The 15,841-nt window shown below is 58.9% G+C and carries 17 protein-coding genes; 1 reads left to right on the top strand and 16 read right to left on the bottom strand.

Annotation, left to right across the window (positions count from 1 at the left end; genetic code table 11):
• From H0V78_11080 to H0V78_11055, 6 genes are all read right to left on the bottom strand, one after another.
• A partial coding sequence (locus H0V78_11080; protein ID MBA2352294.1) for an AAA family ATPase occupies positions 1-1,631 on the bottom strand: 1,631 nt, incomplete at its 3' end.
• On the bottom strand, positions 1,628-1,990 hold the full coding sequence (locus tag H0V78_11075; GenBank protein ID MBA2352293.1) for a hypothetical protein: 363 nt from the start codon (positions 1,988-1,990) through the stop codon (positions 1,628-1,630). The genes H0V78_11080 and H0V78_11075, both read right to left, overlap by 4 nt.
• Positions 1,987-2,217, bottom strand: coding sequence for an AlpA family phage regulatory protein (locus H0V78_11070; GenBank protein MBA2352292.1), 231 nt, complete (start codon positions 2,215-2,217; stop codon positions 1,987-1,989). The genes H0V78_11075 and H0V78_11070 overlap by 4 nt, the downstream gene beginning before the upstream one ends.
• Positions 2,218-2,291: 74 nt before the next feature.
• A complete protein-coding gene (locus H0V78_11065; protein MBA2352291.1) occupies positions 2,292-2,798 on the bottom strand; it encodes a hypothetical protein in 507 nt (168 codons plus the stop codon).
• A gap of 154 nt (positions 2,799-2,952) precedes the next feature.
• Positions 2,953-4,197 (bottom strand): integrase arm-type DNA-binding domain-containing protein, encoded by a 1,245-nt coding sequence (locus tag H0V78_11060; protein MBA2352290.1) that lies wholly within the window; start codon positions 4,195-4,197, stop codon positions 2,953-2,955.
• 263 nt (positions 4,198-4,460) lie between these two features.
• Positions 4,461-5,771: a glutamate-1-semialdehyde 2,1-aminomutase gene (locus H0V78_11055; GenBank protein ID MBA2352289.1), complete on the bottom strand. Its 1,311-nt coding sequence runs from the start codon at positions 5,769-5,771 to the stop codon at positions 4,461-4,463.
• A gap of 294 nt (positions 5,772-6,065) precedes the next feature.
• Here H0V78_11055 and H0V78_11050 point away from each other — a divergent pair, with 294 nt between their 5' ends.
• Positions 6,066-7,253 (top strand): glycosyltransferase family 1 protein, encoded by a 1,188-nt coding sequence (locus H0V78_11050; GenBank protein ID MBA2352288.1) that lies wholly within the window; start codon positions 6,066-6,068, stop codon positions 7,251-7,253.
• A 546-nt stretch (positions 7,254-7,799) separates the two neighbouring features.
• Here the strand turns inward: H0V78_11050 and H0V78_11045 are convergent.
• The 10 genes from H0V78_11045 to H0V78_11000 all read right to left on the bottom strand — a co-directional run.
• Complete coding sequence (locus H0V78_11045; GenBank protein MBA2352287.1) at positions 7,800-7,940, bottom strand: hypothetical protein; 141 nt, start codon at positions 7,938-7,940, stop codon at positions 7,800-7,802.
• Complete coding sequence (locus H0V78_11040) at positions 7,937-8,572, bottom strand: NAAT family transporter (protein MBA2352286.1); 636 nt, start codon at positions 8,570-8,572, stop codon at positions 7,937-7,939. Before H0V78_11040 ends, H0V78_11045 begins: the two co-directional genes overlap by 4 nt.
• 88 nt (positions 8,573-8,660) lie before the next feature.
• Positions 8,661-9,083: an NUDIX domain-containing protein gene (locus H0V78_11035; GenBank protein ID MBA2352285.1), complete on the bottom strand. Its 423-nt coding sequence runs from the start codon at positions 9,081-9,083 to the stop codon at positions 8,661-8,663.
• A gap of 56 nt (positions 9,084-9,139) precedes the next feature.
• Positions 9,140-11,278 carry a heavy metal translocating P-type ATPase gene (locus H0V78_11030; protein MBA2352284.1) on the bottom strand — a complete coding sequence of 713 codons (2,139 nt, stop codon included), beginning with the start codon at positions 11,276-11,278 and terminating at the stop codon, positions 9,140-9,142.
• A 109-nt stretch (positions 11,279-11,387) separates the two neighbouring features.
• Entirely contained in the window at positions 11,388-12,158 is a 771-nt protein-coding gene (locus H0V78_11025; GenBank protein MBA2352283.1) for a sulfite exporter TauE/SafE family protein, read from the bottom strand.
• 180 nt (positions 12,159-12,338) lie between these two features.
• A complete protein-coding gene (locus tag H0V78_11020) occupies positions 12,339-12,485 on the bottom strand; it encodes a hypothetical protein (protein ID MBA2352282.1) in 147 nt (48 codons plus the stop codon).
• Between the two features lie 157 nt (positions 12,486-12,642).
• Complete coding sequence (locus H0V78_11015) at positions 12,643-12,942, bottom strand: hypothetical protein (protein ID MBA2352281.1); 300 nt, start codon at positions 12,940-12,942, stop codon at positions 12,643-12,645.
• Entirely contained in the window at positions 12,929-13,087 is a 159-nt protein-coding gene (locus H0V78_11010) for a hypothetical protein (GenBank protein ID MBA2352280.1), read from the bottom strand. Before H0V78_11010 ends, H0V78_11015 begins: the two co-directional genes overlap by 14 nt.
• 22 nt (positions 13,088-13,109) lie before the next feature.
• Positions 13,110-14,831, bottom strand: coding sequence for a cbb3-type cytochrome c oxidase subunit II (locus tag H0V78_11005; GenBank protein MBA2352279.1), 1,722 nt, complete (start codon positions 14,829-14,831; stop codon positions 13,110-13,112).
• A partial coding sequence (locus H0V78_11000; GenBank protein MBA2352278.1) for a cbb3-type cytochrome c oxidase subunit I occupies positions 14,828-15,841 on the bottom strand: 1,014 nt, incomplete at its 5' end. The genes H0V78_11005 and H0V78_11000, both read right to left, overlap by 4 nt.

Below are 15,841 nucleotides of genomic sequence, written 5' to 3'. Positions count from 1 at the left end.
ATACTGGACAGCGGAGAAAGGATCGCCCGAACATCCGCGTTCTTGTGCGAGTCCGTGTCGCCCAAATAAGCCGAAACCGGGTCGATGACGATCAGCGCCACGCCGCCAATCTCAGACAGCATCGCTTCAAGCTTGCCAACATCGCTCTTGAGATTGAATGCGCGCCCGCATTCCTCGCCATCGGCGCTGTAGCTATCGACAATAGCGTCGAGGATGAACACGCGGGTTAAATCGGCACCTACCGCTTCGAGCCGCGGACGGATTGTGTCCGCCGCGTCATCCTCTGCCGATAGAATGATGACGTTCCCCTGCCCGCATTCCGCGCCATCCGGCCACGTCCCGCCGGTCGAAACGATGGCCGCCATGTGGACCGCGATTTGCGACTTGCCCAAACCCGGATTGCCCGCCAGCAGGGATACCTTGCCGCGTGCAATGCGTCCCTTCCATAGCCAGCGTATCGGCACGGCTTGTACATCGGATACGCGCCGATAGGTGACAGGAAGCGCCTTATCAGCGCTTGCTTGCTTGTTTGCGCCGCTCGCATGGGGTTCTGCGACAATCCCCCGATTTCCGTTCGCTGTGGCGCGTCCTGTGCGGTCGCTTCGGTGGCCGTCGATCAGTTCCCGCACGTCTTGCCAGTGTTTATCCGAACAGCTCGAATGCTGACACTTGAACCCAAGCTTCCCGTCGGCAGCACGAAAGATCGCTGCTTCGCCGCGACCGTGGTCTGCGTTGAACGGACACGTTTCCAACTTGAAGCGCTCGCTGCCTTCGTGCATTTCTTGTCGGTAGTCGATACCGAGCCGCGGCAGGAAATCGAGTGGATCGAATTGGTGATATGTGCCGTTGAACCTGGCTGCGGGTCGCTTAACCAGCGCAACTGGAACCAGCGCGTGCAATTGCTCGGCGGTCACAACGTCCGTGCGCCCCGGCGCTTTGACGATGTGCGACAAGCGGTGCGGCGCGAGCTCGGTGTGGTCGCCTTTTTTGGCGACCGTGCCATACAGCTTAGTAATGCGCGCGGCGTTGAAAACGCTTTGGTCGAGCTGGACGGCATCATCGTCAAAGCGATCAGCGAGGGCCGCCAGTGCGCCCTTAATCAGATTCCGCGTCTCATCGTCGTTCGGTAGATCGATCGGGTAGAGTAAGTGCATGCCGTTACCCGAAATAGCGCTAACGGGATCAGTCCAGCCTTGCTCGCGCAGATAGGTGTAGCATTCCCGCGCCCTGTCTTTTGCCGCCTCGAATTGCGCATCGGTAGCGCTCGTGTCCTTCGGTCTGACCGGATCGAAGTCGAGCAGCAGCCAGCGACGCCGGATGACGTTGGCATCTGTCGTCGTGGCGGTCGCGTTCTGCTCTATTCGGTTGTCATAGCGCCCCAGCAACTGCGGGTCTATTGCGTTGACCGTCACGTAAACTGCGGCGCCCTGCTTGTTCAGTCGGATCGCCTCGCGGATCAGTTCCTCGCGATGCGCTGCATCGAAATATCCGGCGCTAGTTTGCTTGCGCCCGCGAGTCGAGATTGCGCGCAACTCGATCATGTCATCGGGATCGCAAAGCGAGTCGAGTGCTTGCCTGATGCGCGCCGGGTCGGGCTGCGGAACAGCAATGGTCGATGGCGGTGCGTTCATGCTGACCGCCACTCGGGATGCTGCACCTCTCTTCTCGTGCGGCTCCGTATCGGGTCGATCAGCAACTGCGCGACGCTGTCAGCGCCGGGTTCTTTCGCAGCTTTCTGGGCGTCGCTTCCCCGTTGCCGGGTGTCGCTCATGCAATGGATGTGTGCGGAATCGCCAGTCGTCAAAACGGATTGAGCGATCTGAAGCGTCTGGGCACTATGTGGGTTTCCGCGATCGGGAGAGGAAGATTGAACTGAGCGAGTTCCAAAGGATTGCTCATTGGCGAGCGGCTCGGTAAAATGGATATTCTGATCACCTTTGAAAGCCGCCTCGGTCTTATCGCCGGGTGCGGCTTTAATTTTGGGCGTCATGCTCCCTCCCTTGCCGCCCGCTCGATGAATGCGCGTATATCTTCAACGCGCCATGCGGTCGTCCGCTTTCCGAGCTTGATGGATCGTGGAAAACGTCCGGTTCGCACTCCTTCCCACCATGTGCTCTTACCAACTGGAATTACTGGGGGTACTGGAGGGTTCGCTTTCTTGTCTCCAATGATTTGGGAGAGACGAAGATAGCCTGTCTCAGGAAGATGATGGTTCATACTGCGCTCCGTCTTAATAGGGACAGAGCCATCTTCCGACATCCGGTCGCGCTTTCTAATCGTTTAAATAAGCCCTATTTAACCGTAGTCATAGCGGCGTCCACGATTTCCTGGAGTTCGTCATCCGTAAAATTAAAATGGGAGAAAACCTTCTTATATCGGGCGTAGGCTGCTGCAATAGCCCTATCGCCTGTTCCGTCCTTGAAGAACAAATTGGCAGTCTCGCCAATTGCATGTTCCCAGCGGCCAGTAACGGATTCAGGAGCATTTTTCATGCAAAGTATTACTGATGCGGCCAGTGCCATCTGGCGGTCGATATCATGGGCAACTGGTCTTTTTCTTTTCCGCGAAAAGCCGAATGCAGCGTTTGCGCTGTGGCCAGCAACGATGAGGCCCAGGGCGTGCCAAATGTATCGGCTAAATGCACGTTCGTTAAAATTTAGATCGTCTTCCAGCCGTTGAAAAAAATAGCGAGCTACGCGAAGTGCGACATCAGGATCGAAACCGTGCTCAATCGTCGTCAGAGCACCCCATAACTCTGCATTATTGGGGTGCCACTCATCGTTGGGGCTTTTAGCCATTAAATAATCCTTTTCTAAGAAAACGAACGGGATTTTTAGGCACGTACTGGAGGACGAAGGGAGCTTCTAGCTCTCGGTAGCCAGGATAAATTCGGGTGCCCCCTCAGGTCAGGCTACCCCCCTTGGGGGGGCGGGGGTTGAGTTTTCTTAAGAGCTAGCTGGACTTGGACGAGATCGCGCGTCCTAAGGCAATCACTTTTCCTGATCCCTTCTCGGCCTGACAGTGTTTGGCCCACTGATTCATGAGCAGGCGCCGTTTCTCGAATAAGTCGCCACGCCGATACGCAGCTTCTACCTTGTCCGATAGCGTATGCGCCAGCGCAGCTTCGGCAACGTCTCTCGCCACGTTCGTCTGCTCCGCTGCCCAGTCTCTGAACGATGACCGGAAGCCGTGGGCTGTAATGGTTTCATAGCCCATTCGCTTCAGCAGCGAAAGCATGGCCATATTGGATAGCGGCTTTTTCGGGCTTTTCCCGGCGAAGACATAGTCGCCTTCGCCTGCCTTTATCAAGGACTCGACAATCGCCAAGGCGCGAGGAGACAAGGGGACGCGATGCAGGCGCTTGCTCTTCATCCGTTGAGCCGGCACCGTCCAGACCTTCTCGTTCAGATCGAACTCTTCCGGGCGCGCACCGATCGTTTCGCCAGTGCGCGTCGCAGTGAGAATGAGAAATTCGAGCGCCAAAGAGGCAATGCCGTGTTGTTGCCGTAGCTCTGCCATAAAGCCAGCCATTTTTTGGTACGGCAAGGCAGCATGGTGCTTGACCGCCTTGACCTTTGTTCGCGCCGGCAGCAGCTTGTCGAGATGTCCCTTCCATCGAGCCGGGTTGTCTCCCGAGCGCAGTCCTCGGACGGTCGCCCAGTCGAGAATCGACTCTATCCTGCCGCGCAGCCGGCTGGCGGTTTCAGGTTTCTCGTTCCATATCGAGCCGAGAACCCGCATCACTAAGCCCGTATCGATCGCCTGTACTGGCAGACCGCCAAAGACTGGTCCAGAATACGTCTGAAGCGTATTCGTCCATTGACTCGCATGTTTTGCGTTCTTCCAGCCCGCCTTATGCGCATCGATGTAAGCGAGCGCGGCCTGTGCAAAGGTCATGTTGTTAGCGGCAGCCAGCTTTGCTTCTAACCGCCTTGCCTTTCGTTCTTCGATGGGATCAATCCCATCGTCGAGCAATTTGCGGCAAGCCCTGGCCTTTACGCGGGCATCAGCAAGATCAAAGGTAGTCAATGATCCCAACCCCATTTCGCGAGGCTTGCCATTCAGAGTGAAACGAAAGACCCAGGACTTCGTACCGAAATCGGACACCTGCAAGTACAGGTTTCCTCCATCGGCGTAATACCCGCGCTCCCGCAGCTTGCTTAGTCGGATCGGTTGTAACCGGTTGACCTTGGCCATCGTCTACCCAAATTCTTACCCATGTCTTAGTGTCGGATTGTATCGGACACCAAAAGACATAGCAAGACGATTGTGGTAAAAAGAGTTCAGCCTAATCAGGAGATTGTAAGTGGAATTCCGGATATCCGCGGACGACATCGGACATAAAGGGAGCGGACGCTCTCTCCGCCAGGACAGGACGTACCTCCTTGCTTCAGCAAGTACCTCGCAATCCTCTGCGTCGCACCGGAGTAAACAGAAAATCGTTCCTGGTGTTGAGCAGTTCAAGCGCGCGCACGAATCGCCGGCTTGATCGGGCGCCCGATCAAATACTTTTCTATCCCGTCGCTTAACGCCTTCTTGTAGACCAGCAGCGCTTCGGCTATCGCTTCCACACTGCGATCGATGTCGGCATCGGTATGCGCGAAGCTGATTACAAGCGAAGGCAGAATCAGCCCGCGCTTGATGGTTTCCTGAAGAAACAGCGTGCGGAAAGGCTGCGAATCCTTTTTGTTCTCGTCCTTGGTCGAGTAAACCAGATTGCAGGGTTTTCCGAGTAGTCCGAAATAGCCTTCGAGCTGATGTTCGCTGATTGCCCGGTTGATGCCGTCGGCGAGCCGTTTCCCCTGCTTGTAGAGAATCTCGACAACTTGCTGGTCTCGATAGACGTTCATCGTTGCGATCCCGGCGGCGAGCGCGCCGGTTTCAGCGCCATGCGTGGTGGAAAGCAAAAACACGCGTTCCTTGTCGTGTTCGTAGCCGCCGCGAATCATGAACTCTTTTTTGCCGACCAGTGCAGACAGCGCGAAACCGTTGGCGATGGCTTTGCCGAAAGAGGACAGATCGGGATCAAGACCATGATATTGCTGGGCGCCGCCCAGGTGCCAGCGGAAACCGGTAATCATTTCGTCGACAATAAAAAGCGCGCCATTTTTCCTGCACATGGCCTGAACCTTGTGCAGAAAATCATCAGCAGGCGGCTGGTTTTTCTCGGCCTCCATGATCACGCACGCAATCTTTCCGGAATGACGATCGAAAGCAGCCTGCAGACTCGCTATATCGTTGTAGTCGAATTTAATCGTGAGATCGCGCACGGCCGCGGGGATGCCGGCGGGCATCGGCGAAGCGCCGATGAACCAGTCGTTGTATGAAATGAACGGATGATCGCTGCAGATCGCAACCATGTCGCGTCCCGTGCACGCGCGCGCCAGACGAACCGCCGCACTCGTGGCAGTGGATCCGTCTTTGGTAAATTTGACCATGTCGCCGGCCGGAATCAGATCCAGCAACGTTTCCGCGCATTCGACTTCGACCGGCGCCGCCCGTGTGAAATTCTGGCCGAGTTGGATTTGCCGGCAGGCTGCATCGATCACCGGTTTGAAGGCATGACCGAGAGTGACGGCTCGCAAGCCCATGCCGTATTCGATAAATTCGTTGCCGTCGACGTCCCACACGTGGCAGCCTTCGCCGCGCGCGATGAAAGCCGGCGCGCTTTCGGGAAACTGATCGTCGCCCTTCGCGTAGGTGTGGCAGCCGCCTGGAATCAAGGCATGGCTTGTTTCCTGCAAGGCTTTTGATTTTGAAAAAATCATCATCGAGGTTTCAGGGATTTTCGGTGCAGGAACCAGGCGCAATGACGGGATTTGCTAAAATATTTCGTTATCCCGGACAAACGGCGATACTACCGGATGGACGGCAAAACAAGAAATGCGAGTATATTTTACTATGCTGGATTCCCAAAAAGAGTGGGGCCGGGATTCAGGACGTTTGAAAGGCTTGACTTGATAGCAGACCGGCATTTCCGGGGACGGAAAGAGTGCTGACGTTGCTCAAAGGAACGAAACACCTCCTACTGTTGCGGATATTTCATCTCAAAGAACGAATTGATAATGAAACTACCTGGCCGAACGATCAAGTTCAATTCAAACCCGGGCTCAAGAATTTTCACATTGTCCGAACGGGCCATTCACGACCGTGTGTGGCATGCCGCTTTCTACGAGTGGGAGGATCTGATCGGGGAATGGGATGACGTCGATACCTATCTGCCGGCGCATTCGTACCAACTTTCCCGCAAACTGTACACGTTGGCGAACTACGCAACCGATGCAAAGTGGGCGATCCGCCTTCTCACACCGCATTTCAACAGTTGCCATCTGATTCAGAAATACGATCTTTTCTTCATCATCTGCATGGATATTTTTGAACTGATCGCTATCACGTCAATCCGGAACTGGCGGGAAAAATGCAGAAACGCGGTTTGCTACCTCGATGAATGCTGGAGCGAAGAGTGGCTGAAGGGGCGCGAGTTTTTATTACGCCCGCTGCGTGAATTCGATCATGTGTTCCTGGGCACGCAGAACAGCGTCGAAGTGATTTCGAAAATAATCGGCCGCCCGTGCACTTATCTGCCGATGGGTATCGATGCTGTCAGGTTTGCCCCGTTTCCGGTCGCGCCGCGGCGCAGCATCGATGTCTGGAACCTGGGCCGGCGCTCCGCGGTGACGCATCAGGCGCTGCTCGAACTCGCAGAGCGGAAGCACATCACTTATTACTACGACACCGTCAAAAGCGGCAACGTACCTTCTCCCAGCGAGCACAGACTGCTAATTTCGAATCTGCTCAAGCGATCCCGCTATTTCATTGCCAATCATGCACGCGCGAATGAATTGGGTACGAACCATGGACACATGGAGATCGGTGCGCGTTTTTTCGAGGGAGCTGCGGCAGGAGCGGTCATGCTGGGGAAACCTCCGGCGCCGGCGGCGTTCAATGAATATTTCGGTTGGCCGGACGCAGTCATTCCCCTTCCGTTCGACGCGCCCGACATCGCCGATACGATAGCGGAGCTGGACGCCCAGCCGCAGCGCCTGGCCAGGATTCGCCAGGACAACGTGGTCAATTCGCTGCTACGGCACGATTGGGTACACCGCTGGCGGCGCGTGCTGGAAACTGTCGGCTTGGCGGTTACGCCAAAAATGCTGCTGCGCGAATCGATGCTGAGAGATATGGCTGAGAAGATTCGTGAGACTGATTTGACGGAGCGGCTGGCGCCGATGGCTGAGGGCGATGGCAACTGAGCTGGCATCCTTGTTTTTGGCTGCTGAGTAAGGTGTGTACAAATATCTTGCCGGTTCAAAGGCGTTGGATCCTGTTACGGCCGGGCGTGTCCCATCCGGCGGTCAACTCCCCTCCAAAGTAGCTGCGGTCGATTCGAACAGCATCAACATCTTTTTGCCCGCCCGGCAATCGGGAATACACCTGTTCGATAACATTCTTGGCGCCGGGCAAAGCGCGGAATGTGGTGAGCGACGTCGTCCACTCCAATAAACGGCATATAGTGCCCCGCCTTTTCACTTCAGCAGCTATCGACTGCCCTTCTTCGCCGGCGATTAACGAAGGAATAAAACTTGCGGTGCTTGCCGCGTCTTTTTCTCAAGGAGCAAGAGCATGCGTGATTTTGTCCGATCCGTTGCAATGGCGGTCGCGCTGTGGACAGCCATCGGGCTTTTCTCGTCCCTGCGAATGGCAGGTCTGTTCTAGAGCGAAAGTTCAGGAAAACGATGGGCTTAGATCAGCGCCCGAAATTCCGTCCGGGAATCCGGTAAAACTATGTGAAAGCGGAATCAAAACTGCGCGGCTGCTGCCCGCACCGATGAGGCGCACGCTACGCCGGAAGCGGGCAAGATAAATCGCGCTGTCAGCCCGGCGGGACCGGCGCCGACGATCACGCAATCGACCGCGCCATCCTGTTTGATCGCGCTCATCCGCCACCCAGCAGCGGAAACAATTGCTTGAGGCCGATGGCAATAGTTTCGACGGCGATGCCGGCCAGCAGCAAACCCAGCAAGCGGTTCGCGATATTCATGCCGGTATTGCCCATGGCGCGCCCGATCGGCACGGCCAGCCGCAATACCAGCCACAGCAGCGCACAGACCACGGCAACACAAAACGCAATCGCCAGATAATGCCGCCAGTCGCCGTGCTGGGTTGCGATGATAACCATGCTGATCGCGCCCGGCCCGGCGAGCAATGGAATCGCCAGCGGCACGATGCCTACCGCGCCGCGGCTTTCCAGCTCGTCGGCCTCTGCGGTCGTCTGGCGCACATCGCCGGCGCGCGCATTCAACATTGCAAACGCCATCAGCAGCAGCACCAGGCCGCCGCCGACGCGGAACGACGCCAGGCTCGATCCCATCAAGCGCAGCAAGGCTTCGCCGGTGATCGCCGCGACGAGCAACACCCCCAATACGGTCACGCTGATAGTGCGTGCGACGCGAGCGCGTTCGACATCGTTATGGCCGACGGTCAGGCCGAGAAACACCGGCACCGCCAGGAAAGGATCGAGCACGGCAGTCAGCGCGATCAGAAAACGCGTGTATTCGGTCCAGTCTTGCAATTGGTCAGGATAGAGTGGCAGTAAGACGCAAACGGAGCTTACCAAACCATCTGCGATCCGGCTCGCAAGCCGCCTTGCCGGTCGCCGATTATCGTTTTCCGTTCACCAGCAAATGTGCCCATTCGAGCACGGGCCGCAGACGCTCGGGCAAGAGCCGGGCGGCGTTCTCGTGTGTGACCCAGCGGTATTCGTGATGTTCCGGACGGCCCAAGATCGGGTTCGGCGCCAGACGCACTTCCGCATCTTTCGCCTCAGCCAGATAATAGCGGGCAATTTTATTTCTCGCGTACGGCGCGGTTTCGGCGAAACCATCGCCCCAGCGAAAAACAAGGTCGACGACCCCGGTTTCTTCGAACGTTTCGCGCAGCGCCGTCCGCACCGGATCCTCGCCGGGCTCGATCAGGCCTTTCGGGAAATCCCAGTTGCGCCAGGCGCGCAAAACGAGGAACTCCAGGCCGGCCGGCGCCGGCCGGACGACGACGATCCCGGCCGATTTCAGTGAAGCAGCCATGGCCGCATCGTACCCCAGACGGAGGAATCCGGTGAGCGATAACCGAGCTTGCGTTTTTAGGATTGCAGTTTGACCCGCGCGCCGGCCGCCGAAGCGCTGACAACATCGTCGCGAAGGTTTTCCGATCCCGCGCGCAGCGAGTTGATCACGACGACGACGCTCGATCCCGCCATCAGCCCGGCGGCAATCACCGGTTGCAGCAAGCCCGACACGGCAAGCGACAGCGCGATCGCGTTATAGCCGAACGCCCAGGCGAGGTTTTTGTACATGGTATCGCGGACACGCCGCGCCAGTGCAATCAGCCACGGCAATTCGCGCAGACTGGCGGCGGGCAGGGTTATGTCGGCGGCCTCGCGCGCGAAATCGCTTGCGTTGCCGACCGCGATGCCCACCATCGCAGCGGCGAGCACGGGACCGTCGTTGACGCCATCGCCAACCATCGCCACGGCGCCGTGCTGCCGGGCGAATTCGCGCAAGGCGGCGACCTTGCCTTCCGGCGTCAGCATCGCGTGATGACTTTTGATGCCTACCGCACAAGCGATGCGCGCCGCCGGCGCTTCGGCGTCGCCGCTCAGCATCGTGGTAGCGAAGCCGAGTTCATGCAGCGCGGAAACTGCGGCCCCGGCATCGGATGGCGCTTCGTCGGCCAGGCACAACAAGCCACGCACGGCGCCATTCCAGCCGACGTAAACGAGGGTCGCGTTACTCGATTCCGCGCGCGCTGTGAGCACGTCCGGAATGCGCCAGTTATGGGTTTGCATCAGGGCCGCCGAACCCATTGCAGCGTTCGCGGCGACCATGCCCTGCCCTGGTTTGGCGGTGATTCCAGCCAGCGACAGCGCGGAATAATCTCGTTCCCGCGCAGCGCCTTCGATGCTGAGCGAAAGCGGGTGCTTCGAGCCGGCGGCAAGCCCGGCCGCGTAACCGAACAATTCGGCTTCGCCAGCCTTGACGGTCATTACCTCGACAACGCGCAAAGAGCCGCTGGTCAAGGTTCCGGTTTTATCGAACGCGAATGCACGAACCCGAGCCAACTTTTCCAGCACGCCGCCGCCGCGTATCAATATTCCTTTCTGCGCGGCTTCGCCCAACCCGAGTGCGCATGCCAGGGGCGCTGCGAGGCCGAGCGCGCACGGACAGGCAACCACCAATACTGCGAGTCCGGCCATCAAGGCATCTTCGAACGGACCGCGCGCGTTCCAATACCAGAGCGTGGCCAGCGCAAGCAGCAGCACCGCGGGAACGAACCATGCGGCCACTCGATCGATGAGTTCGCCGAGCAGGCTTTTGCGGCTCAGGGCAACGCGCACCGCGCGACTGATCTGCACCCAGCGCGTTGCGTTGCCGGCGACGCTGGCGCGCACCAGCAGTGCGCCGTCGCCGTTGATGCTGCCGGCATAAACGCTGGAGCCAGGCTGTTTCCGTAGACGTTCGGGCTGGCCGGTGAGCACTGCTTCGTCGCAATGTGAAGACCCTTCGATGACGACACCATCGACCGGCAAACGCTCGCCGGCGCGCACGCGAACGATTGCGCCGGGCAGGATTTCGCTGACCGGTCGTCCGGTTTCCGAACCATCGACCATCACGGTCGCGCTCGCGCGCTCTGCCGCCAGCATCGGCGCGAGGCTGCGCGCGGTTCGTACGCGCGCCTGCGCTTCAAGGTAACGTCCGAGCGTGAAGAGTACAAGCACCATGGTCGCGGTATCGAAGTAAACCGCATCGCCGCCCTGAACGACTTGCAGCGCCGAGTAGCCGTAAGCCGCAAAGCTGCCAATCACGACCAGCGTATCGGCGGAAAAGCGTCCGGCGCGCGCGGCCTGCGCGGCGCCGCGCAGAAACGGCGCGCCGAGTATGACGACCAGCGGTGTCGCCAGCGCCCACAGAATGAAATGGACGGCACGCACAATTACGCCGTCATTTTCCCCAAACGTGCCGGAATACAGCAGCAGGCTGAACAGCATGATGAACATGGCGAGGAAAGCGCCGGCGCCGATGCGGATCAGCAACCATGCCGCTTCCGGTTCGTCGCGCTCGCCATGGCTGACCTGATAAGCGAGACAACAACCGTAACAGCAAAACGGCAGCCGTTCGCCGTTGACCTCGCGTTCCTGCCCGTTGAGGCTTACCGGCAACAGGCAATGACTGCACGCGTTCACGGTTGGCAGGCTGTTGAAAAACGTAGCGAGCGCAGCCAAGACGAGGCGCGAAGGACCGAGAAAGCGGAATGTATATGGGAATACATGAGCATTTTGAGGCCCTGAGTAACGACGTATTGGCAAGCGCAGTAGTTTTTCAACAGCCTGTTTAATGCAGGTGCGCGCTGAACGGCAACAGGCCGCGCGCAAGCGTGATGATGCCGAGCAGGACGATGAAAACGCCGGCGAGGCGGACGCCGTTTTGCCGCCAGTCGGCGCGCGGCAACGAGGCGATATGCGCGCCTGCGCGCGCCCCGGTTTTTGGGTCGTGGGTCGGGAACGCTAACTGCGGCGCCCTGGAGCGAGCGCTACGCAGCCAGACACCGGCGCCGCCCATCGCAAGCATCGCGGGAAACGTGCCGAGACCGAAAGCGAGCATGATGGCGGCGCCGCTATCCGGGCCGCCGCTCGCCGCCGCCTGCGCCGCGAACGCATAGACCAGCGGACACGGCAGAAAGCCGTTCAATACGCCGAACGCAAGCGGCGCCAGATTGCTCGGCGAATTCAGCAGATCGCGCAGTGCGTTCGCCAGCCATCGACCACCCGCGCCGGACAGGACACGCGTTTTGAACGCGCCGAGAAATTGCAAACCGATAAACACCATCAACGCGCCGGAAACCAGCGCGAGCAGGCGCTGTGCGGCGCTCGCTGTCGTATCGCCACCGTCATGCGCGACCAGCGATGCGCCGGCAAAGCCAACGACCGCGCCGAGAAAAACATAGGTCGTAACCCGACCGCTGTTATAGATCAAATGACGGCGCGCGGTCGCCGCCGTTCCGCGCGGATCGGGCTTCATCGCACAGACGAAACCGCCGCACATGCCGACGCAGTGCATGCTGCCGGCGATGCCGGCGAGGAAGATCAGGACGTAACTTGTCATGGATTCGAACGGCATTCGCCGGTGGCCCTTCGATGTCGTGAAGCGGCTTTAAACGAGCTGTCATCCTGAGATCCTGGCCCGAAGAATCTGTTTCGCTTTTAAAAAGGTGATTCTTCGCTATGCTCTAGATGACGAGGGTTGCGAGCGCACAAGCTTCGCAGGCGACCTTCCGCTCCAACGTTAATGCTTGATCGCCAGATAAACGACCCAGATCCCGAATGCGATCGTCATGATGACGAAAATCCAGTAGCTGATGCCGTCGGGCAAGGTCAGCGCCGGCGATACCAGATCGACGCCCATTTCGATTTTCCTCGGCGCTTGATCCATATCTGTCTCCTCTCAGGACATAGCGATACTGCCGAACGTAAAGGCCAGCTTGGTAAACAGAATCATGAGGTTCACGATCGCGAGACACAGAATTATTTTTGCGGCCATCGTTAGCTCCTAAAACAAACGTTGCGAAGCCAGGGCTGACAGCGTGTATTCAATAGTCGAGCCCGGGCCCCAGCCCGCCCCAATAAATGTAACCGTAATACAACGCCCACACGAGCAGCACGAGGTACACGACGCCGAGCCAGGCGTTGACCTTGCCGTGGCGCGCATGAACTTCGCCGCCGCCGTAGCTTTCGGAGCGCAGATGATAGGGCAGATCGTCATCATGTGGGTGCGGCTCTTCCTCCTGATGGCCGATGTCGGCGGCCAGCGCTTCGGGCTCATCCTTGGTTTCTTTCGCCATCGCCGAGCTTCGCGCGCCGGCAAGCCCGCGTTCGTCATTCGTCGCCATCGTTGACCTCCGCACGGTAGGCACGGTACTTGATCTTTTCGACGTCGATAAAAAGCCCCGACAGCACCGCCCAGATAAACAGGCACACGGCGGACAGACTCATGCACAAAGCGACCAGAAATTGCAGAAAAGTCAGTTGTTCCATGGTGCTCCTCCGAATCCGCTGATCATTTCGCCGAAGCGCCGGCCGGCGCGACGATCTGTATGCCGTGTTTTTCGGCCCAGGCCTCGCCCGCATACCGGGTCGCGCGCACGTTTTCGCCACTGCCTTTATACGCGTAGTGCGATTCGTGCGCGGTCAGTTTCGGATCGTTGAGCGCGGCGCGGTCAGCCGGGGCGATCTTCATCTTTTCGCCGGTCAACGGGTCGGTGAACGCCGACAGCGCGAGGACGTAGTAGGACAACGCCCACCGATCCTCTTCTTTCAGCGTATCCGAATACGACGGCATCGGCGTTCCCGTCAAGCCGGTGCTCATGGTGCGGAAAATGTCCTGGGCGGTCGGGCCCGATTTGAATTGTCCGGTCGTCAGATTGGCCGGCGGGATCGGGAATCCGAAATCGTCTGTCAATCCGGCGGCTTTTTCGCCGTCGCCCTTGCCGGTTTCGCCGTGGCATTCCCAGCATTTGGCGGCTTTCCAGACCTTGGCGCCCTGGGCCAGGAGCGCCTCCGAAGGCGGCGGCGGCTGGCCGATGTAGATCGGCGGCTTGGGCGGCTCTTCGATGAAATAAACAACCGGCTTTTTCGGATCGGAGCGATCGACCGCGAGCACGTATTTGATGTATTGAATCACCGCCAGCCTGTCCTGATCGGGCAACTCGTGCCACGGCGGCATGGCGGTGCCGCGCACCCCGCGCGTAATGGTGCGCAGCAAGTCGCCATCCGTCGGCAGCGAGCCCGTCGGCGTCAATCGGAATTTGAATACCGCGAGATTGAAATTGCGCGGCCTGTCGTTCTGGATGAATGCCGCCGCCGGGCCGTTGCCATCGCCGGTCGCGCCGTGGCAGCCCTGGCAGCGGCGCTCGTAAACCTGCCTGCCGTAATCGACCCATTCCTCGGAACGCGGTATCGACACCAGCGAAGCTTCGAGCCGCTGCGGTTCGAACACATCGCGCCATTTGCCGCGATTGGTGCCGAGCTTTTGCACATAGGCGATGAGGCCGGTCAAATCCTCGCTCGACGCGACCAGCTTGACAGCGGAGCCCGCGTATTCCTTGTTCGGCGTAAAGATAATCGGATATTTACCGCGCTGGCCGACATAGACCAGACCGTCGGCGTTCGGCGTCAGCCAGATTTGCTGTTGTGATGCGAAATCGAACAGCTTCTCGGTGGTCGCGTTTTTTTCGAGCGTGCGGTTGCCGGCTGCATCATCGACGATAGTGACCGGGCCGTAAGGACCGTCGAAAAGCGCGGCGAAACGCGGCATGATCGAATCGGGCACGAGCATGCGCGGATCCCAGAAATGCGCAAGATGCCAGGCGTCGCTGTATTTCAAACCGACGCGCGACAGGTCGGGGCCGATGCGCCGTGTCGAAAACAGATGCGGACGATCGAATGCGTATTCGCCGGATTGCGTGACGGGCCCCCAGCGCCGCGTCTCACCGGTCACCGGACGCACGTATTGCGAATGGCAATACCAGCAGCCTTCGCGGATGTAAACGCGGCGGCCGTGTTCTTCGAGCGCGGTGTAATCAGTCGCGTGATCTTCCATCCATTTCAGTTCGCCGAGATCGGTGCGCACGACCTTGGTGACTTTGGTCCAGCGCGACTGAGGTTCGATGAGCGGCAGGATTCCCTGGACGAAAACCGCGAGCAGGAAAAAGAAAACACCGGCGCCCAGCGCGTAGGTGCGCAGCGGCCAATCGGCTTTTTTCTTGTTGTCTCCTTTCATCGCGCCGCTCCTGCCGCCAGCCGCCCTGTCATCGGCAGCGGGCGCGCGGTCGTCGCCGCCAGCGGCCCGGCAAGCAAGGTGCGCATCAGGTTATACACGAGTAGCGACATGCCGATATCCATGGAAACGCCGGCCAGGGTGCGCACCAGCCAGTACGGCTTGATGGTGATCACCGAATCCAGCCATTCGACTCCGGCCATCCACATATAGCCTTGCTGCAGCCCGGCCGCCGTCAGATTGATGCCCATCACCGAAATGCCGATCAGGATCAGCCAGAACGACCAGTTGCCCATCTTGAACGACCAAAGATCGCGCCCGGCGAGCTTGGGGATCACGTAAACCGTGCCGGCGATCGCCCAGATGACGAAGGTGCCGAACACCGTCAGATGCGAATGCGAAATCACGAAATCGGTGAAGTGCGTGGGCTGCTGGATCGAGCGCAGCGCTTCGACCGAACCCTGGAAGCAGCCTAACAGATACATGATCGAACCGACGATCAAAAACTTCGCCGGCAAATTGCGCCCGAAACCCTGCCAGCGGCCGATCATGGTGCCGAAGAAATTTTGCAGCACGGTCCACACTGGAATGATCAGCAGCATCGAAGTGATGATCGCCAGTGTTTCAGCGTAGTCGGCGATCGGGCTATACAGGTAGTGGTGAATGCCGACAAACGGATAGAAGACCGCGAGCGACCAGAAGCCGACCAGCGACAGCTTGTGGCTGTAGATCGGGTTTTTGACGCTCGCCGGAAGGAAATAGTAGATCAGCACGTAGCCTGCCGGCGTGATCCACAGGCCGACGATGTAGTGCAGGAACAGCCCGTGGAACGCTGCGCTGTTGATGCCGTTGATGTAGTACGGCAGGATGAAGCTGCCGAAAAAAAGATTCATCACCGTCCACACAAACGCGCCGATCAGGTACCACATGGCAACATATAACTGCGGTTCGGTGCGGCGCGCGATGGTGACCAGGAACTGGACAGTGATCGCGCATGTCGCCAGGAAGAAAAC

The sequence above is a fragment of the Burkholderiales bacterium genome, from assembly GCA_013695435.1.
Lineage (GTDB): Bacteria > Pseudomonadota > Gammaproteobacteria > Burkholderiales > JACMKV01 > JACMKV01.
The sequence above is the reverse complement of the archived record's forward strand: the minus strand, read 5'-3'. Positions and strand labels throughout refer to the sequence as shown.

Excerpts from the sequence above, each read along its gene's own strand:
- H0V78_11075 (MBA2352293.1), bottom strand. The coding sequence starts at position 1,990 with ATGACGCCCAAAATTAAAGCCGCACCCGGCGATAAGACCGAGGCGGCT.
- H0V78_11070 (MBA2352292.1), bottom strand. The coding sequence starts at position 2,217 with ATGAACCATCATCTTCCTGAGACAGGCTATCTTCGTCTCTCCCAAATC.
- H0V78_11065 (MBA2352291.1), bottom strand. The coding sequence starts at position 2,798 with ATGGCTAAAAGCCCCAACGATGAGTGGCACCCCAATAATGCAGAGTTA.
- H0V78_11060 (MBA2352290.1), bottom strand. The coding sequence starts at position 4,197 with ATGGCCAAGGTCAACCGGTTACAACCGATCCGACTAAGCAAGCTGCGG.
- H0V78_11055 (MBA2352289.1), bottom strand. The coding sequence starts at position 5,771 with ATGATGATTTTTTCAAAATCAAAAGCCTTGCAGGAAACAAGCCATGCC.
- H0V78_11050 (MBA2352288.1), top strand. The coding sequence starts at position 6,066 with ATGAAACTACCTGGCCGAACGATCAAGTTCAATTCAAACCCGGGCTCA.
- H0V78_11045 (MBA2352287.1), bottom strand. The coding sequence starts at position 7,940 with ATGAGCGCGATCAAACAGGATGGCGCGGTCGATTGCGTGATCGTCGGC.
- H0V78_11035 (MBA2352285.1), bottom strand. The coding sequence starts at position 9,083 with ATGGCTGCTTCACTGAAATCGGCCGGGATCGTCGTCGTCCGGCCGGCG.
- H0V78_11025 (MBA2352283.1), bottom strand. The coding sequence starts at position 12,158 with ATGACAAGTTACGTCCTGATCTTCCTCGCCGGCATCGCCGGCAGCATG.
- H0V78_11020 (MBA2352282.1), bottom strand. The coding sequence starts at position 12,485 with ATGGATCAAGCGCCGAGGAAAATCGAAATGGGCGTCGATCTGGTATCG.
- H0V78_11015 (MBA2352281.1), bottom strand. The coding sequence starts at position 12,942 with ATGGCGACGAATGACGAACGCGGGCTTGCCGGCGCGCGAAGCTCGGCG.
- H0V78_11010 (MBA2352280.1), bottom strand. The coding sequence starts at position 13,087 with ATGGAACAACTGACTTTTCTGCAATTTCTGGTCGCTTTGTGCATGAGT.
- H0V78_11005 (MBA2352279.1), bottom strand. The coding sequence starts at position 14,831 with ATGAAAGGAGACAACAAGAAAAAAGCCGATTGGCCGCTGCGCACCTAC.